Source organism: Caulobacter sp. SRI_008 (genome assembly GCF_057586355.1).
Genome location: NZ_JBYCZS010000021.1, coordinates 23,456 through 41,925, shown reverse-complemented (window position 1 = coordinate 41,925; position 18,470 = coordinate 23,456). Strand labels below are relative to the sequence as shown.

At 68.2% G+C, this 18,470-nt stretch carries 14 protein-coding genes; 9 read left to right on the top strand and 5 right to left on the bottom strand.

Translation table 11 applies throughout. The annotated features are described in order from the left end of the window. The first annotated feature begins 85 nt into the window (after positions 1 to 85). The 3 genes from acnA (at position 86) to AC2YHT_RS18330 (ending at position 4,606) form a co-directional block, all read left to right on the top strand. Positions 86 to 2,773 carry an aconitate hydratase AcnA gene (gene acnA, locus AC2YHT_RS18340; protein ID WP_487291237.1) on the top strand — a complete coding sequence of 896 codons (2,688 nt, stop codon included), beginning with the start codon at positions 86 to 88 and terminating at the stop codon, positions 2,771 to 2,773. Positions 2,774 to 2,954: 181 nt separating this feature from the next. Then, complete coding sequence (locus AC2YHT_RS18335; RefSeq protein WP_110119998.1) at positions 2,955 to 3,662, top strand: DUF1223 domain-containing protein; 708 nt, start codon at positions 2,955 to 2,957, stop codon at positions 3,660 to 3,662. Positions 3,663 to 4,276: 614 nt separating this feature from the next. Further along, positions 4,277 to 4,606 (top strand): DUF2794 domain-containing protein, encoded by a 330-nt coding sequence (locus AC2YHT_RS18330; RefSeq protein ID WP_487291235.1) that lies wholly within the window; start codon positions 4,277 to 4,279, stop codon positions 4,604 to 4,606. Positions 4,607 to 4,699: 93 nt separating this feature from the next. Here AC2YHT_RS18330 and AC2YHT_RS18325 read toward each other — a convergent pair whose 3' ends face one another. Beyond that, positions 4,700 to 5,446, bottom strand: coding sequence for a Bax inhibitor-1/YccA family protein (locus tag AC2YHT_RS18325; RefSeq protein WP_487291233.1), 747 nt, complete (start codon positions 5,444 to 5,446; stop codon positions 4,700 to 4,702). Positions 5,447 to 5,596: 150 nt separating this feature from the next. Here AC2YHT_RS18325 and AC2YHT_RS18320 point away from each other — a divergent pair, with 150 nt between their 5' ends. Then, positions 5,597 to 6,649 (top strand): aldo/keto reductase, encoded by a 1,053-nt coding sequence (locus AC2YHT_RS18320; RefSeq protein ID WP_487291232.1) that lies wholly within the window; start codon positions 5,597 to 5,599, stop codon positions 6,647 to 6,649. A 126-nt stretch (positions 6,650 to 6,775) separates the two neighbouring features. Here the strand turns inward: AC2YHT_RS18320 and AC2YHT_RS18315 are convergent, their stop codons facing one another. Next, positions 6,776 to 7,972 (bottom strand): CaiB/BaiF CoA transferase family protein, encoded by a 1,197-nt coding sequence (locus tag AC2YHT_RS18315; protein ID WP_487291230.1) that lies wholly within the window; start codon positions 7,970 to 7,972, stop codon positions 6,776 to 6,778. A 116-nt stretch (positions 7,973 to 8,088) separates the two neighbouring features. Between AC2YHT_RS18315 and AC2YHT_RS18310 the strand changes: the two genes are divergently transcribed. Further along, entirely contained in the window at positions 8,089 to 8,682 is a 594-nt protein-coding gene (locus AC2YHT_RS18310) for a DUF4142 domain-containing protein (RefSeq protein ID WP_110120004.1), read from the top strand. A 262-nt stretch (positions 8,683 to 8,944) separates the two neighbouring features. Here AC2YHT_RS18310 and AC2YHT_RS18305 read toward each other — a convergent pair whose 3' ends face one another. Beyond that, on the bottom strand, positions 8,945 to 12,541 hold the full coding sequence (locus tag AC2YHT_RS18305; protein WP_487291228.1) for an ABC transporter permease/M1 family aminopeptidase: 3,597 nt from the start codon (positions 12,539 to 12,541) through the stop codon (positions 8,945 to 8,947). A gap of 13 nt (positions 12,542 to 12,554) precedes the next feature. Then, a complete protein-coding gene (locus AC2YHT_RS18300; protein WP_487291227.1) occupies positions 12,555 to 13,433 on the bottom strand; it encodes an ABC transporter ATP-binding protein in 879 nt (292 codons plus the stop codon). A gap of 176 nt (positions 13,434 to 13,609) precedes the next feature. Between AC2YHT_RS18300 and AC2YHT_RS18295 the strand changes: the two genes are divergently transcribed. The 4 genes from AC2YHT_RS18295 to AC2YHT_RS18280 all read left to right on the top strand — a co-directional run bounded on the left by AC2YHT_RS18295 (position 13,610) and on the right by AC2YHT_RS18280 (position 16,425). Further along, positions 13,610 to 14,290 carry a fumarylacetoacetate hydrolase family protein gene (locus AC2YHT_RS18295; RefSeq protein WP_487291225.1) on the top strand — a complete coding sequence of 227 codons (681 nt, stop codon included), beginning with the start codon at positions 13,610 to 13,612 and terminating at the stop codon, positions 14,288 to 14,290. 16 nt (positions 14,291 to 14,306) lie between these two features. Beyond that, complete coding sequence (gene maiA / locus AC2YHT_RS18290; protein ID WP_487291224.1) at positions 14,307 to 14,963, top strand: maleylacetoacetate isomerase; 657 nt, start codon at positions 14,307 to 14,309, stop codon at positions 14,961 to 14,963. Beyond that, entirely contained in the window at positions 14,956 to 15,585 is a 630-nt protein-coding gene (locus AC2YHT_RS18285; protein ID WP_487291222.1) for a carbonic anhydrase, read from the top strand. Before maiA ends, AC2YHT_RS18285 begins: the two co-directional genes overlap by 8 nt. A 213-nt stretch (positions 15,586 to 15,798) precedes the next feature. Continuing rightward, positions 15,799 to 16,425, top strand: a complete 627-nt coding sequence (locus AC2YHT_RS18280) for a DedA family protein (RefSeq protein ID WP_487291220.1) — start codon at positions 15,799 to 15,801, stop codon at positions 16,423 to 16,425. Here AC2YHT_RS18280 and pbpC read toward each other — a convergent pair. Then, on the bottom strand, positions 16,422 to 18,455 hold the full coding sequence (pbpC, locus tag AC2YHT_RS18275) for a penicillin-binding protein 1C (protein WP_487291365.1): 2,034 nt from the start codon (positions 18,453 to 18,455) through the stop codon (positions 16,422 to 16,424). The two genes, AC2YHT_RS18280 and pbpC, sit on opposite strands and share 4 nt — an antisense overlap. Between the last annotated feature and the right edge of the window lie 15 nt (positions 18,456 to 18,470).

The following is an 18,470-nucleotide window of genomic DNA, read 5'->3' as shown; positions in this document are numbered from 1 at the left end:
AGGATGGACGCTGTGGGTCCCCCTCGATCGCGCGATCCCGGGAGTGGTTTTCCGGCGGCCGTGAACAGAGAAGGGATCCTTCCAAATGGCGTCAGTGGACAGCCTCAAAACCCGCCGCGAACTCGTCGTCGGCGGTAAGACCTACGTCTATTACAGCCTTCGCGCCGCCGAGGAAGCCGGTCTGGCCGGCACGGGCTCGCTGCCCGTCTCGATGAAGGTGCTGCTGGAAAACCTGCTGCGCTACGAAGACGGCGTCTCGGTCAACGAAGCCGACCTGAAGGCCGTCGCCAACTGGCTGGAAAACAAGGGCTCGGTCGAGCACGAGATCAGCTTCCGCCCGGCCCGCGTGCTGATGCAGGACTTCACGGGCGTGCCCGCCGTCGTCGATCTGGCCGCGATGCGCGACGCCATGGTCGCCCTGGGCGCCGACCCGGCCAAGATCAACCCGCTGAACCCCGTCGATCTGGTCATCGACCACTCGGTGATGGTCGACAACTTCGGCGACGCCAAGGCCTACGACGCCAACGTGAAGCGCGAATACGAGCGCAACATCGAGCGCTATCGCTTCCTGCGCTGGGGCTCGTCGGCCTTCAACAACTTCCGCGTCGTTCCTCCGGGCACCGGCATCTGCCACCAGGTGAACCTGGAATACCTCGCGCAAACCGTCTGGACCGCCCTGGTCGACGGCGCCGAGGTGGCCTACCCCGACACCGTCGTCGGCACCGACAGCCACACCACCATGGTCAACGGCCTGTCGGTCCTGGGCTGGGGCGTCGGCGGCATCGAAGCTGAAGCCGCCATGCTCGGCCAGCCGATCCCGATGCTGATCCCGGAAGTCATCGGCTTCAAGCTGACCGGCGCTCTGCCGGAAGGCGCGACGGCCACCGACCTGGTGCTCACCGTCACCCAGATGCTGCGCAAGAAGGGCGTGGTCGGCAAGTTCGTCGAATTCTACGGCGACGCCCTGGCCAACCTGACCCTGGAAGACCAGGCGACGATCGCCAACATGGCTCCGGAATACGGCGCCACCTGCGGCTTCTTCCCGATCTCGGCCGCGACCATCGCCTTCCTGAAGGGCACTGGCCGCGAAGCCGACCGCGTCGCCCTGGTGGAAGCCTACGCCAAGGAGCAAGGCCTGTGGTGGGAGCCCGGCGTCGCCGAGCCGACCTTCACCGACGCCCTGGAACTCGACCTGTCGAGCGTCCTGCCGTCGCTGGCCGGCCCCAAGCGCCCGCAAGACCGCGTGCTGCTGTCGGACGCCGCCTCGAAGTTCGCCGAGTCGCTGGCCGGTGAGTTCGGCAAGGCCGAAGCCCCCGAGTTCCGCGCTCCGGTGGAAGGCGAGGACTTCGACGTCGGCCACGGCGACGTGGTGATCGCCGCCATCACCTCGTGCACCAACACCTCCAACCCCTCGGTCCTGATCGCCGCCGGCCTGCTGGCCAAGAACGCGGTCGCCAAGGGCCTGAAGGCCAAGCCGTGGGTGAAGACCTCGCTGGCCCCCGGGTCGCAGGTGGTCACCGACTACCTGGCCAAGGCCGGCCTGACCAAGCACCTCGACGCCCTGGGCTTCAACCTCGTGGGTTATGGCTGCACCACCTGCATCGGCAACTCGGGCCCGCTGCCGGAAAACATCAGCAAGACGATCAACGACAACGACCTGGTCGCCTGCTCGGTGCTGTCGGGCAACCGTAACTTCGAAGGCCGCGTGAACCCGGACGTCCGCGCCAACTACCTGGCCTCGCCGCCGCTGGTGGTGGCCTACGCCCTGGCCGGCTCGCTGAAGATCGACCTGAACACCCAGCCGATCGGCAAGGACAAGAAGGGCAATGACGTCTTCCTGAAGGACATCTGGCCCTCGAACGAAGACATTGCCGCCCTGCAGCGCAAGTCGATCAACGAGAAGATGTTCGCCACCCGCTACGGCGACGTCTTCAAGGGCGACAAGAACTGGCAAGGCATCAAGGTCACCGGCGGCCAGACCTACGCCTGGGAAGGTGACTCCACCTACGTCCAGAACCCGCCCTACTTCCCGAACATGTCGATGACCCCGACCCCGGTCACCGACATCGTGGAAGCCCGCGTCCTGGCCGTGTTCGGCGACTCGATCACCACCGACCACATCAGCCCGGCCGGTTCGATCAAGACGTCCAGCCCGGCTGGCCAGTACCTGGTCAACAACGGCGTCGAGCCGATCGACTTCAACGGCTACGGCGCCCGCCGCGGCAACCACGAAGTCATGATGCGCGGCACCTTCGCCAACATCCGCATCCGCAACAAGATCACTCCGGAGATCGAAGGCGGCGTGACCAAGCACTTCCCCTCGGGCGAAGTGATGCCGATCTACGACGCGGCCATGAAGTACCAGGCCGAAGGCCGTCCGGCCGTCGTGTTCGCCGGCAAGGAATACGGCACCGGCTCGTCGCGTGACTGGGCCGCCAAGGGCACCAAGCTCCTGGGCGTCCGCGCGGTGATCACCGAAAGCTTCGAGCGCATCCACCGCTCGAACCTGGTCGGCATGGGCGTGCTGCCGCTGCAGTTCATCGCCGACGGCTGGCAGAAGCTGGAACTGACCGGCGAAGAGCTGGTCTCGATCCGCGGCCTGCAGGACCTGGCGCCGCGCAAGCAGCTGATCGTCGAGCTCTACCGCCCGACCGACGGCCGCATCGCGCGCTTCCCGGTGCGCTGCCGCATCGATACGCCGACCGAACTCGAGTACTTCAAGAACGGCGGCGTCCTAAACTACGTGCTGCGCAACCTGGCCAAGGCCGACTGAGCAGCCGCTTCAGACGCTGAATAACGAGACGGCCGGTCCCCCTGGGACCGGCCGTTTTGCTTTGTCCATCGCCCTTGAAGCCGCCGACATCGTTGTCGTGTGGATTTACCGGCCCCGAAGCGGTCATTTCACGGCCTCGTGAGCGGCGACGCAGCGGTTTCTTGGCTTAAGTGCGCCGCACATGCGTACGGCCTTGATCTCTGTTGTCTCCCTCGCCCTGACGAGCCTCGTCGCCGCCCCGGCCGCGGCCAAGTCTCCCGTGCTGGTCGAGCTGTTCACAGCCCAGGGCTGTTCGTCGTGCGGCAAGGCCAACCAGGCCGCCGCCGAGCTCGCCGAGCGCGAGGACGTCCTGGCCCTGACCTATTCGGTCGACTACTGGGACTATCTCGGCTGGAAGGACACCTTCGCCAAGCCGGCCTTCGTCGAGCGCCAGCGCGTCTACGCCAAGGCTTTCGCGCTTAGGGACGTGCCCACGCCCCAGGTGGTGGTGGCTGGCAAGGTGCAGGCCTCCGGCGCCAAGGCCGAAACCGTCGACAAGCTGATCGAGACCACCCGCCTGCCGCCGGCGCCGGACATGGAGTTCGTCGGGACCGGCCGCGTGGCCATCGGCTCGGGCGTCGTGCCGCGCGGCGGCGCCGAGGTCTGGCTGGTGCGCTTCGATCCGCGCAAGCAGGAGATCGCCGTCAAGCGCGGCGACAACCGCGGTCAGACCATCGTCCACCGCAACGTGGTGCGCGAACTGGTCAAGCTGGGGACTTGGTCTGGCCGTTCGCGGATGTACCGCCTGCCGCAGGGCCATGACGACGAACTGCAGACGGCGATCATCGTCCAGGGCGTCAAGGGCGGCCGGGTGCTGGGCGTGCTGCCGCCGGGCGGCAAGAGCCGCTAGAGCCCTCTCTGCACGCTTCCTTCCTGCCTTCCGCGCAAAAGAAACCCCGCCTCGCCTTAGGGGATGATCGGCGAAGCGGGGTCTTTAGGGGGAGGGGATAGAAATACGCGTCAGCCGAGCGGCGCGCCTCGTGGCCCGGAGGGCTGGAGGGGCTGTTCAGGATCCCGGACCGTTTGGCGTTCCGATCGACCGACCATGACAATCTGATCCTGGTCAGAGGCCGGGGAAGGGCGCGATCAGGGTCGTTTCGCGACCGGTTGAGGCGCCTCTGTGGCCTTCGTTGCAGTCCTGGCGCCAGGCGCGGTCCAGACATGCGAAAGCCCGCGCGGGAGGGGGGATCCGCACGGGCTCTGCAAGAAAGAGAGGGGTTCTCTTGTAGGTCTGTCGGCTGACCGGCCCGCGATCGAGGGGGGCTGGGGGGGCTGTTCAGGATCCAGGACCGTGGGGTGTCCGATCAGCCGACACTGACTTTTTCGACCCCCAAGCAGGCGGGCGCAGGACCAAAACAAGGTCATTTCGTGGCCTGGTGCAGCTTGGCTTGTCGCTTCGTCGAACGATGTTGCGGATTTGCGACGCTCGCCTGTCGGCCTGATTTGGGGGTAGGATTCGCATCCATGGCCCTTGATGCTTCCTCCCCCGCCGGCGGCGTCGTGTTCTTTGAGCGGCGCGAGATCGACCAGCTCCTGCGGCTGTACGGTCGCATGGTCGCAGCCGGCGAATGGCGCGACTACGGCATGGGCGGCGCGATCGACCACGCGGCCTTCTCGATCTTCCGCCACGCCGCCGAGGCGCCGCTCTACCGCGTCGAGAAGTGGCCGGACCTGGCCCGCAAGCAGGGACAGTGGCTGGTGCGGGGCCAGGGCGGCGTGGTGCTCAAGCGCGGGCACGAGCTGGCCCAGGTGCTGCGGCTGTTCGACAAGAGCCGGTTCAAGGTCGTGGACTAGGGCCTTCCCAGGCGATCGCCCACGAAAAAGCCCCGGCGGAGCGATCCGCCGGGGCTTCGTTCGTCTGATCCGGATCCTGGCCGGAGCGTCCGCTTAGCGGCGGTCGCCCAGGAAGTAGAGCAGGAAGCGGAACAGGTTGATGAAGTCCAGGTACAGGTTCAGCGCGCCATAGTTGGTGGCCACCGACTTGGCGGCCGCGTCGCCGCCGACCTGGTAGTAGGTCATCTTCAGGTTCTGCGTGTCGTAGGCGATCAGGCCGGCGAAGATCAGCACGCCGATGGCGTTGATCGCGAAGACCAGCGGGCCCGACGGGAAGAAGATCGACACGATCGAAGCCAGGATCAGGCCCACCAGACCGATGATCAGGAAGCTGCCGAAGCCCGACAGGTCCTTCTTGGTGGTGTAGCCCACGAGGCTCAGCGCGCCGAAGGCGGTGGCCGTGATCAGGAAGGTCGAGGCCACGCTGCTGCCGGTGTACATCAGCACCACGGTGCCGAGCGAGGCGCCGATCAGCGTCACGATGGTCCAGTAGATCACGCCGGCGGTGCGCGGGGTGATCGACTTCATCACGAAGCTCGAGAACAGCAGGATGCCCAGGGGCGCGAACGAGATCGCGATCCCCAGCATGGTGTAGCTGACGCGGTTGCCGTTGACCTGGAACAGCAGGTCGCGAACCGGCGGGAACGAGCTGGTCGTCCAGGCCAGGGCGGCCGACAGCAGCAGGCCCAGCGCAACCTTGTTGTAGACGCCGAGCATGAAGCTGCGCAGTCCGGCGTCAACCGACATGTCCGCGCGATCCGTCGGGATCGAGCGCGCATAATCGCGGTTGAAGTCGTTCATCGAAGGAAGCCCTTTATGTTTCCGTCCCAAGGGGACACGTGTGAAATATCGTGTCGAAAGCGCCCGCGCGCAAGGCTCCAGCCTTGGGTTGAGGCCGCTAGCGCCTAAATAGGCGAAAAAGCCAGGCTATTGGGTCATCTAGGGGACTTCATGGATTACGTCGAACTCGGCCGTACGGGCATCCAGGTTTCGCGCTGCTGCCTGGGCACCATGACCTGGGGCTCGCAGAACACCGAGGCCGAGGCCCACGCCCAGATGGACTACGCCCTGGGGCGCGGCGTGACCTTCTGGGACACGGCCGAGATGTACGCCAGCCCGCCCAGCCCGGAGACGCAGGGCCATACCGAGCGCTACATCGGCTCGTGGCTGAAGAAGACCGGCAAGCGCGATGAGATCGTGCTGGCCTCCAAGGTCGCCGGCCGCGGCTCGGCCTTCGGCGGGTTGTCGTGGATGCGCGCCGACGGGGCGACCACCCGCCAGACCAAGGCCCAGATCGACGAGGCCGTCGAGGGCTCGCTGAAGCGCCTGCAGACCGACTATCTCGACCTCTACCAGCTGCACTGGCCCGATCGCGCCGTGCGGGTGTTCGGCGGCCAGACCTACAAGGACTATGACGACGACTACCAGCGCTTCGGCGACATCCTCGAGGCGCTGGACGCCCACGTGAAGAAGGGGACGATCCGGGCTCTGGGGGTCTCCAACGAGTTCCCGTGGGGCGTGATGAAGTTCCTGGCCGAGAGCGAAGCCCGGGGCCTGCCGCGCATCGCCTCGATCCAGAACGCCTACCACCTGGCCAACCGTGTGTTCGAATACGGCCTGGCCGAGATCGCCATGCGCGAGCAGGTGGGCCTCTTGGCCTATTCGCCGCTGGCCCAGGGCCAGCTGACCGGCAAGTACCTGGACGGCAAGCTGCCGGAAGGCTCGCGCAAGGCGCTCTACAACCGCATGCACCGCTACGAGGGGCCGGGCGCGCTCGAGGCCTTCCGCGCCTATGTCGACCTCGCGGCCCAGCACGGCCTGGATCCGGCCCAACTGGCCCTGAAGTTCGTCGACGCCCGCCCGTTCGTCACCGCCACCATCATCGGCGCGACGAGCATGGCGCAGCTGAAGACCGACATCGACGCCTTCGACGTCACCTGGACCGAAGAGCTGGAGACGGCCGTCAACGCCATCCACGCGGTGCACCCGAACCCGTGCCCGTGAGGATGGGGCCTTCCCATCCGTAAAACCCCCGCGAAAGCGGGGGCCCAGGCTTTTTCTGAAACGTGGGGCGCTCGCCGATAAAACGCCTGGGTCCCCGCTTTCGCGGGGATTTTACGGGGGAGGTTCCTAAACCACCCCTCGCGCCTTCAGCTCGGCCACCTTCTCGGCCGCCAGCCCCGCCACCTCGGCCAGCACGCTTTCCGTATGCTCGCCCAGCGTCGGGCCGGTCCAGCGGACGCCGCCGGGGGTGTCGGTGAGGCGGGGGAAGGCGTTCTGCATCTTCACCTGGCCGAACACCGGGTGAGGCGCCGAGACGATCGAGTCGCGGGCCTGGAACTGCGGGTCGGCCAGCATTTCGGGCGCGCGATAGATGCGGCCGCAGGCCAGGCCCGCCGCCTCCAGCTTCGGCAGCAGGTCGTCGATGTCCTGGTCCAGGGTCCAGGCGGCGATGCGGGCGTCGAGTTCGGCCTGGTTGACGCCGCGCGCGGCGTGGTCGCGATAGCGGGGATCCTCGGCCAGGTCCGGCCGGCCCATCAGCTCGCACAGGCGCTTGAACAGGGTGTCCTGATTGGCGCCGATCAAGACGAGTTCGCCGGACCGGGTCGGATAGACGTTGGACGGGGCGATGCCGGGCAGCACGGCGCCGGAACGCTCGCGGATGTAGCCGGTGAGGTCGTATTCGGTGACCAGGTTCTCCATCACCGTCAGCACGCTTTCATAGATCGCCACGTCGACCACCTGGCCCTTGCCGGTGCGCTGACGGGCGTGCAGGGCCATCATCACGCCGAGGGCGGCGTTCAGGCCCGACAGGCTGTCGCCGATCGAGATGCCGGCCCGGGCCGGATTGCGGTCGGGCTCGCCGGTGATGTGGCGCAGTCCCCCCATCGCCTCGCCGACCAGGGCGTAGCCGGCCCGCTTGGCATAGGGCCCTGTCTGGCCGAAGCCGGAGACGCGGGCCATGACCAGGCCCGGATTGGTCGAGGCTAGGGTCTCGTAGCCCATGCCCCACTTCTCCAGCGTGCCGGGGCGGAAATTCTCGACCACCACGTCGGCCTTGGCGATCAGGGCGCGGGCGATGTCGCGGCCCTCGTCGGTGCGCAGGTCGACCGTGACCGACTTCTTGTTGCGGCCGATCACCGGCCACCAGGGCGACAGGCCCTGGGGCTTGGAGCGTCCCCACTGGCGCATCGGGTCGCCGGCTTTGGGGTCTTCCAGCTTGATCACCTCGGCGCCGAAGTCGCCCAGCACCTGGCCGCAGAACGGACCGGCGATCAGCTGGCCCATCTCGATCACGCGGACGCCCGCCAACGGTCCCTGGGTCATTTTGTTCCTCTCCCCGATCACGGAACCATCACGCGGCCGTGAACCTTCTTGCTGCCACACGGCGACGCGCGACGCCGACCCTTCTTGCCCAGAAAAACGCGCAGGGAAAGAAAGCCATGACCCGCAAGCTCCTCATCGTCGGCGCCGCCTTCGCCGCCCTCAGCCTCGCCGCCTGCGGCCAGAAGGAAGAGACCAAGGGCGCCGCCACCCCGGCCGAGCAGGCCGCCACCCCGGACGCCAATCCCGCCGCCACCGTTCCGACCCCGTCGGACGAGGCCAAGGCTCCGGACTTCGCCGCCAAGGCCGCCTCCAGCGATCAGTTCGAGATCGAGGCCGCCAAGGTCGCGCTGAAGCGCTCGACCAACGTCGAGGTCAAGAAGTTCGCCCAGGACATGATCGACGCCCACACCGCCACCAGCGCGGGCCTGAAGGCCGCCATCGCCGCCTCGGGCGTCAGCATCACCCTGCCGACCGCCCTGCCGTCGGACCTGCAGGACAAGCTGGACGACCTGAACAAGGCCGACGCCAAGGACTTCGACAAGACCTATGCCGACGACCAGGTCGACGCCCACCAGGCGGCCCTGAACCTGCTGCAGCGCTACGCTCAGGACGGCGACGTCGCCGCCATCAAGACCTTCGCCGCCGAGACCGCGCCGAAGGTGCAGGAGCACCTGAACCACGCCGAGGGCCTGAAGAACGGCCTGAAGTAGGGTTCGAGCTCAAGTTCGAAATGAAGATCCCCCGGTCGACAGGCCGGGGGATTTTTCGTGGGCGAAGCAACCCAACATTCGTCATCCCGGCCGGAGCGAAGCGCAGAGCCGGGACCCAGGGGCCGCCGCAGTGCGTCGGCTAGCGTGAGGGCGGCGAACTCAGACGCGGCGCCCAGTCCCCTGGGTCCCGGATAAGCGCTATGCGATTTCCGGGATGACGAACCTTTGGGGGACTTGGCGGATTGAGGGAGGAGGAGCCCCCTCAGTTCGCCGTCTTGATGACGTTGTCGTCGCCGTTGCGGTCGATCACCAGGTTGTAGGGATCCACGCCGGCCCAGCGCGGCGCGACCTTCGTGACAAAGGTCAGGGTCTGGGTTCCGGTGCGGATCGGGCGGCGTTCGAAGGCGACGACGTTTTTCTGCGCGAAGTCCTTCTTGCCCGGCTCGGCGGTGAACAGGCCGACGTCCAGCACCTCGTTCAGGGGCGCGTTGGTCTCCTTGCCGCGGCCGTCGGCGTACATCTTGCGGGCCTCGACCACGAGCTTGACGTCATAGCGGCCGTCGGCGCGCTTCTTCACCGAGGCGCTCTTGGTCTTCAGGTCATAGAGCGTGATCTTCTCGAACAGGTCGGTGATCAGGGCCTGCTTGTCGGCCGGGACCTCGGCGCGGAGGATGCGCAGGAAGTCGAGCGTGGTCGGATAGGGCGCGCCCTTGAAACCATACTCCGCGATCAGTTGGCGCAGGGCGCGGTTGACCGTCTCCTCGCCGACCTCGTGCTGCAGCCGGTACATGACCAGCGAGCCCTTGCGGTAGTGGACGTACTGCTGGTTCTCGACCCGGGCCAGCGGCTGTTCCTCGAGCACGTCGCCGCCGCGCGCGCGCAGGTAGCCGTTGAGCTCGAACTTCAGGAACTTGCGGATCTGGGCCTCGCCGTACATCCGCTTCATGACCATCAGGGCCGAGTACTGGGCGAAGGTCTCCGACAGCATGGTCGAGCCCTGCTGGTCGGCGCCCAGCACCTGGTGGGCCCACCACTGGTGGCCGATCTCGTGGGCGCCGACATAGGTGACCATGTCGATTTTCTCCGGATCGCGGTAGTCGGCGATGAAGAACATCGCCTCCGACCACGGGATCGTGCCGGCATAGGCCTGGGCGAAGCTCTGATAGGCCGGGAACTCCAGGAAGCGCAGCTGCTTGAACTGATAGGGGCTGAACGCCGACTGGTAGTAGTCGAGCGAGGCCTTCATCGACGTGCGCATGCGCTCGATGTTCCAGGCGTGCTGCGGGTCGTAATAGACCGCCAGGTCGACGCCCTTGTAGGCCTCGCGCGAGACCGCGTAGCGGGCCGACTGGATCGACAGGAACGGCAGGATCGGGGCGTCGGCGACGAAACGCGCGGTGCGGCGGTTGTCGCTTCCAGACGTCCAGGTCCGTTCCGACACCAGGGTTCCCGGCGCGATCGGCGTCTGGTCGGCGTTGGTGGTGACGGTGATGTCGGAGGTCACGAAGTCGGCGTCGTGGCGCAGGTAGTTGAACTGCCGGCTCGCCGCGTCGCCCAGCTTGGCCATCCGCAACTCGGGCGGCAGGCCGTATTTGCGGCGCTTGGCGCGGTCCTGCAGCAGGCCCTCGCGCGACATGCCCAGGATCGGGGCGATCTCGAAATTGTTCAGGAAGGTCCCGTTGTCGACGACCCGGGTCTCGTCGCCGTTGTTCTTGAAGCCCTTCTGGCTGCGCTCGGTGATGAAGCTCATCCGACGCGTCTCGCCGGGGGCCATCGGCGTGTCGAAGGCGAAGATGCGGTAGTTGAAGCGGTCGAAGGTCTGCTTGGGCCGCGCCCCCTCGATCGACAGGCCGCGCACCACGAGGTCGCGGTCGAAGCGGAGGTGGATCTCCTTGATCGGCTGGCCGGTCTTGTTCTGGAAGACATAGGCGCCGCGGGTCACGGCCTTGGGTTCATGAGGCCACAGGTCGACGTCCAGCTTCATGCCGATGATCTTGGGCTGCGGCGTGTTCTCGTAGCGCAGCAGCGCCTTTTCGAAATCGGCCGTCCAACGCTCGTCGTCGAGATTGGTGCGGTACTCGTTCCAGACGTTGGTGTTGACGAAGATGAAGCCGCCCAGGCCGACGAAGGCCGCTAGGAAGACGCCGAAGACGACGCCGTTGGCGCCGCGCAGGCGATAGGGAAGGCGGCGCAGGCGAGGAAGAAGCCGCCCCTCGGTTCCACGTCGCCACAGGGCGTAGGATGCGATGGTCATCAGGGCGGCGAAGGCGATCCAGTAGGCGCGGAACCACCAGGCCCCGACCCAGAAATCGCCCAGGCGGTTCATGTCCGAGAACGGCGTGCCCGGCGCGCCGCTGTAGCGATAGAGATTGTGCTGCAGGCCCAGGTTCACGAAGGTCAGGTCGGTGACGATGTAGACCACCATCAGGCCCCAGCCGATGAACTTGTGCGGGCTCAGCACCTGCAGGAACACCGCCAGCACCGCCAGCAGGATCAGATCGACGGCCTGGGGCAGGACGTACCACAGCAGGTACTTGTCGAGTTCCAGACGGAAATAGCCGTGGGCGACCTGGCTGATGATCGCCGCCGCCACGCTGACCAGCAGGGTGGACAGCAGCACCAGCGAGATCGCGGCCACTTTCGGCGCGGTGAAGGCCCAGTCGCCGACGGGGGTGGAATCGACGATCTCGTGGGTGCGCCGCTCGCGCTCGCGCCAGACCAGCTCGCCGGCGTAATAGATGGCGATGATCATCGGGATCAGGCCGAACGAGCCCATCAGGGGCGCCAGCAGGGCCCGGGTCACCGGATAGATGACGCCGCCATAGCCGGTCGCGTCGGTGGCGAACCACAGGGCGCCGGCGGCGTTGAACAGCCCCAGCGCCAGCAGCACGAAATAGGCCGGGCTCTTGAACACCTGGCCCATGTCGAGGCGGGTGCGGGCGGAAAACTGGACCCAGGCGGCGGCGCGATCATGGCGCGGCGCGGGCAGCGGACGCGGGGCGGGCGGCAGCTCGGCGTCGGCCTTGGCCTCCTTGCGCGACTGCTTCCTGCGGCCCGACAGCTCGGCCGACTGGAAGCGGAACAGGCCGTAGGCCAGGCCCAGCAGGCCAGCCGACAGGACGACTATGAACGCGCGGTTGAACAGCAGGGCGCCGGCCAGGGCCGGGATCTGGGTGTTGCGCTCACTGGCGGTCCAGTAGCGGGTGAGAAGGCCGAAGGCGCTGGTCCCCAGCGGATCCCACATCGCCACGATGTGCTCGAATTCGGGCTTGTCGAGGGCGATGTTGCCGATGACCCACAGCACCATGAAGCCGATGACGCCGACATAGGTCCACATCATCGAGCGGGTGACGGTGGCCAGGGCGAAGAACATCGCCGAGGTCAGCAGGATGTTGGGGATGGCCAGGGCGAAGTAGGAGAAGAGGTAGGCCTGCGGCAGGAACGACCCGAGCATCTCCTTGTCGACCCAGGGCATCAGCGAGCCGAGGAAGATGGCCAGCGGCACGGCCAGGAACGAGGTCGCCGCCGCCAGGAAGGCGCCGGCGAAGCGGCCGTAGAGATAGTCGAACTTGCCGATCCGCGTGGCCCGCAGGATCGGGCCATAGCCCGTCTCGTCGTCGCGGACGATGACGTTGGCCACGAAGGCCGTCGTCACGAACATGTAGAACAGCGAGAAGATCAGCGCCGACATCGACAGGGCGAACGGCCCGTTGCGGTGGTCGCTGGGGCCCAGGCCGATGCTGATCTGCGAGATGGTGGTGGCGCCGAAGGCCAGCAGGAAGAACAGCACGGCCACCACCCAGAACACCGGGGAGCGCAGCTGGTAGCGGTACTCGAAGCCCGCGATCTTGCCGAACATGGTCCTCGCCCCCTCAGGCCGCGCAGCGGGTCGTGGCGAGGGTCGAGAAATAGACGTCCTCGAGCCCGCCGGGCACGGGCGCGAAGCCCTGTCCCGGATCCTGGTCGGCGAGGACGTGGATGACGGTGCGGCCGCCCAGCAGCCGGGTCGAGATCACCTGGTGGGCCGTCTTGGCGTCTTCGAGCTCGGCCTTGTCGATGGTCTTCTTCCAGATCCGGCCGTCCAGCTGGCGGATCAGGTCGCCCGGGGCGCCCTCGCGCACGATGCGGCCGTCGCAGATGATGGCCATGGCCGGGCAGAGGTCGGAGACGTCCTCGACGATGTGGGTCGACAGGATCACCACCACGTTCTCGCCGATCTCGGCCAGCAGGTTGAGGAAGCGGTTGCGCTCTTCGGGGTCGAGGCCGGCGGTCGGCTCGTCGACGATGATCAGGCGCGGGTCGCCGATCAGGGCCTGGGCGATGCCGAAGCGCTGGCGCATGCCGCCCGAGAAGCCGGCGATGGCCTTGTTGCGGACGTTCCAGAGATTGACCTGGGCCAGCAGGCTCTCGACGGTGTCCTTGCGCTCCTTGCGGCCGGCGATCCCCTTCAGCACGGCCATGTGGTCGAGCATGTCGTAGGCGCTGACGCGGGGATAGACGCCGAAGTCCTGCGGCAGATAGCCGAGCACGCGGCGCAGGGCCTCGGGGTCCTTTAGCACGTCGATGTCGCCGAAGCGGATGTGGCCCGAGGTCGGGGCCTGCAGGGTGGCGACGGTGCGCATTAGGGTCGACTTGCCGGCGCCGTTGGGGCCGAGCAGGCCGTACATGCCGCGCGGAATGGTCAGGCTGACCTCGTCCAGGGCCCGCACGCCGTTGCCGTACACATGCGTCAGATTTTCGATGATCAGCATCGTCGCTCGCCGCCCCCTAGTGTTAACGCCACAGTCCCCACTTCGTCATGACTCGACGGCGCAACCATGGGCAAGTGAAAGAACGTTTAGGCTGTCGGGTTCCCGACGAACGGCGTTCGTCGCGCCGTTTTCGGCCGGGGTTCCGGTCGCGAGCGTTTGGGTCTAAGCAGGCGGCCATGACGACCTTCGCCTTTCCCCCGCCCGTCCAAGCTTCGGTTCCGGTGGAAGGGACCGATGCAGTCTTCCCGGTCCGCCGCATCCTGTGCGTGGGCCGAAACTACGCCGCCCACCGCGCCGAGATGGGCGGCGACGAGCGCGATCCGCCGTTCTTCTTCGCCAAGCCGGCCGACGCCGTCGCGCCGCTGCTGGAAGACGTGCCCTATCCGCCGCGCACCGCCGACCTGCACCACGAGATCGAGCTGGTGGTCGCCCTGAAGTCGGGCGGCGCCGACATCGCCGTCGACGACGCCCTGGACCATGTGTTCGGCTACGCCGTGGGCGTGGACCTGACCCGTCGCGACCTGCAGGGCGCGGCCAAGGCCAAGGGCCAGCCGTGGGAAGCGGGCAAGGCCTTCGACTTCTCCGCCCCGATCTCGGCCATCCGCCCGGCGGCCGACGCCACGCTGGACGGCGCCATCTGGCTGACCGTCAACGGCGTGCAGCGCCAGACCGGCCTGATCGCCGACATGATCTGGAACATCCCCGAGATCATCGCCGAGGCCAGCAAGCTGTGGACCCTGGCGGCCGGGGACCTGATCTTCACCGGCACGCCCGAGGGCGTGGCCGCGGTGGTCAAGGGCGACAGGATCGTCGGCGAGGTCGACGGCGTCGGCGCCCTGGCCTTCACCCTGGTCTGACGGGAGGGCGGAAGCCGTGACCCTGACGCTATTCGGCTACTGGCGGGCGGCCGCGCCCTATCGCGTGCGCATCGGCCTCAATCTCAAGGGCCTGGCCTATGACCAGAGCCCGGTGAACCTGCTGAAGGGCGAGCAGCGGCAGGGGCCGTATCTCGACCTCAACCCGCAGGGGCTGACCCCGGCCCTGGCGATCAGTGGCGATGGGGAGGGCGGCGTGGTGCTGACCCAGAGCCTGGCCATCCTCGAATGGCTCGACGAGACGCACCCGGAGCCGCCGCTGCTGCCGGCCGACCCGCTGGGCCGGGCGCGGGTGCGGGCCATGGCCCAGACCATCGCCTGCGACATCCATCCGCTGAACAACGTGCGGGTCACCGGCGAACTGGCCGCGCGCGGCCAGGACGAGGCCGCCCGCACCGCCTGGATGGCCCGCTGGCTGAACGAGGGCTTCACCGCCCTGGAAGCGGCCGTCGCCGCCCACGGCGGAACCTATGCCTACGGCGACGCGCCGACCCTGGCCGATATCTGCCTCGTGCCGCAGGTCTATGGCGCGCGCCGGTTCAAGATCGACCTTTCACCTTTCCCGCGGATCGTCGCGGCCGCCGACCGCGCCGCCGACCATCCCGCCTTCGCCGCTGCTCACCCCAGCCTCCAGCCGGACGCCGCCGATGCTTGAAGATCTGAAAACCAACAACGCCAACTGGTCCAAGGGCAAGACCCAGGTCGATCCCGAGTTCTTCAAGCGCCTGGAGAACCAGCAGAGCCCCGAATATCTGTGGATCGGCTGCAGCGACAGCCGGGTGCCGGCCAACGAGATCGTCGGCCTGGATCCGGGCGAACTGTTCGTCCACCGCAACGTCGCCAATCTGGCCCCGCCGCAGGACGCCAACTACCTGTCCGTGCTGCAGTTCGCGGTCGACGTTCTGAAGGTCAAGCACGTGATGGTCGTCGGCCATTACGGCTGCGGCGGCGTGGCGGCGGCCATCGATGGCAAGCGCCGAGGCCTGGTCGATCACTGGCTGCACCCGATCCGCGAGGTCCACGCCGAGCACAAGCACGAGCTGGAAGCGATCCCGGAAGAGCGCGACCGCCTCAACCGCCTGTGCGAGCTGAACGTCATCCGCCAGGTGCGCAACGTCGCCTCGGACGTCTTCGTTCAGGACGCCTGGGCGCGCGGCCAAAGCCTGGCCGTGCACGGCTGGGTCTATTCGCTGTCCAACGGCCTGGTCACCGACCTCAACGTCGGCATCGCCAGCCTCGAGGACTATGAGCGCGTTCTGGCGGGCAAGCCGGAGTAGGGGTCTTCAGATCCTCCTCCTCTGGGGGAGGTGGCCCGAAGGGCCGGAGGGGGTAGCGCTGGCCCATGCCGCGCAGACCCCCTCAGTCGCTCCGCGACAGCTCCCCCAGAGGGGGAGCATCTAGTCGCGATCGCCCCGCGCCGTATCGCCGCACCTTACAAAAACCGCGTTCGCCCTTACCTGTTCGTCACCTTGTTGCGGCACGGTGAGCGCATGGACGCCTTCCTCCAGACCCTGCACGAGATGGTCGTCGAGCACCGCCTGCTGGTGTGCGCGATCCTCGCGCTCGTCACTCTGCTGGAAGCCCTGATGCTGGTCGGGGTGCTGATCCCGATCATGGCGGTGATGCTGACGGCCGGAGCGCTGATCGCCACCGGCTCGCTGCATCCCGTGGAAGTCATCATCTGGTGCAGCGTCGGCGCGGCCGCCGGCGACGCCATTTCCTACCTGATCGGCCAGAAGATCGGCGCCAGGGCCGTGCGTCATCCGGCCGTGGCCAGGCATCGCCGCACCGTGGCCCGCGCCCGCCTCTACACCCGCCGCTACGGCGTGCTGGCCCTGCTGGTCGCCCGCTATCTGGGTCCGCTGCGGCCGTTTGTACCGATGGCCGCGGGCATGACCCGCATGCGCGACTGGACCTTCCACGCCGCCAACACCGTCACCGCGCCGCTGTGGGTGGTGTCGGTCCTGGCTCCTGGCTATCTCGCCGCCCGCAACCTCGGCTACTGGAAGCCCGATCCCCAGTGGCTGACGGCCCTGGCCGTGGGCGCCCTGCTGCTCGTCGCTACCGTGGCGATCGTCCGCGCCGCGCCGTTCAAGGCCCAGCCGGCGAAAGCCTAGCCCGGCGCCTTGATGCGAACCCGGGTGCTGGCCGCCCGGCCCTGGGCGTCGACCACCCGCAGCCGATAGAAGCCCGCCGCCTGGGGGCGCCACACCGGCTTGCCGCTGACCGCGTCCTGCGAGAGCGGCGCGCCGTTCACGTACCACGACAGGTTCTCGCCGCCGGCCGCCAGGACGAGGCCGCGCGAGCCCTTGCCCAGCCCCTCGACCTGCACCGTCGCCCCGTCCGGCGGGAAGATCAGGCGCGGCCCCTCGTCGGCGACGGTCTGGAGACGTTGCAGGGCGCCGGGCGCCGACTTCGGCGCGATCGGGCGCGGGGCGGTGGGCGGGGCGCCGACCAGGTCGGCGACGTCGAACAGCAGGGGCAGGGCCGCGTCGCGGCCGGTCAGCCCGCCGCGCGCGCCGCCGTCGGCCCGACCGGTCCAGACAACGATGGCGTGGCCGCCCACGATCCCCGCCGCCACCGCGTCGCGGAAGCCGTAGGAGGTGCCGGTCTTGAAGGCCATGGCCGGTCCGCCCCGGGTCAGGGCCGAGGGGGCGCGGCCACGCGGGCCGGGGGCTTCGCGCAGGATGTCGAGCACCTGGTTGACCGCCTCGGGCCGGGCGATGCGGGTTCCGCCCGAGCGCTCCCGGGCCTTGGCCTCGTCCACCGTATAGGCCAGGGGCTTGGCCACGCCGCCGTCGCCGAGGGCGGCGTAGAGGGTGACGAGGTCGCGCAGGGTGATGCCGGCCCCGCCCAGGGCCAGGGCCAGGCCCGCCGCCTTCACCTCGGCCTTGGGCCGCAGCAGCTTGACCCCGCCGGCTTCGAGGCGGGCGGCGAAGGCCTCGGGTCCGATCTTCTCCAGGGTGGCGACGGCCGGCACGTTCAGCGAATAGGCCAGGGCCTCGCGGGCCGTGACCTTGCCGTGGAACACGCGGTCGAAGTTCTCCGGCTGGTAGTCGGCGAAGCGGGTCTGGGCGTCGTCGATCTGGGTGTCGGGGGCCAGGGCGCCGTCGTCGAAGGCGAAGGCGTAGACGAAGGGCTTGAGAGCCGAGCCGGGCGAGCGGGCGGCGCGGGTCATGTCCACCCAGCCGCCGGGCCGGTCGCGGCCGCCCGAACCGACCAGGGCCCGCACGGCGCGATCCTTGATCCGCACGACGATGATGGCCGAGGTCGCCTCCGGACCCTGGCTGGCGGCGACGGCGGCGGCCATCGGCTCCAGCCGCGCCTGGAGGTCGGGATCGATGGTGCTGGCGACGCTGGGCTGGCTGGCCGGCGCGGCGGCGGCCAGTTGGCCCGCCAGGTGCCAGGCCATGGCCGGAAAGACGCTGCGGCGAGGGATCGGCTCGCCCTCGGCCTCGACGGCGGCGATGTCGGTCAGCACGCCGGCGCGGACCATCTTGTCCAGCACCGCCCGCCGGGCCTCGCGCGCGGCTTCGGGTCGCCGGTCGGGGCGGCGGCCTTCGGGCGCTTGGGGCAGGGCGATCAGCAGGGCCTGCTCGCCGTCGGTCAGGCTGGACGGTTCGTGGCCGAAATAGGAGAGGCTGGCGCCGCGCACGCCTTCCAGATTGCCGCCGTAGGGGGCCAGGGTCAGGTAGAGCGCCAGGATTTCGTCCTTGCTCAGCCGGCTCTCCAGCTGCACGGCGCGGACCATCTCGATCAGCTTGGAGCCGAGATTGCGGGGGCGAGGCTCCAGCAGGCGCGCGGTCTGCATGGAGAGGGTCGAGGCGCCGCTGCTGATCCGGCCGTGGATCACGGCCGAGCCGGTGGCGCGGACCAGGGCGATCGGATCGACGCCCAGGTGCCAGCGGAAGCGGGCGTCCTCCACCGCGACCAGGCGCTTGAGGAAGGTGGGATCGGTGCGTTCGAGGTCGGCGCGCACCCGCCAGCGGCCGTCCTCCACGGGCAGGGCGCGCAGCCACGCCCCGCGTTCGCCCAGCACGACGGGTGAAGAACGCCTGGCGCGGCCCATGTCCGGCGGGAAGGCGGCGCTGAGGGTGAACAGCACGACCTGGGCGGCGAGGAAGCCGGTCAGTACGCGCGTGATCAGCGGGACCTTCCCCTC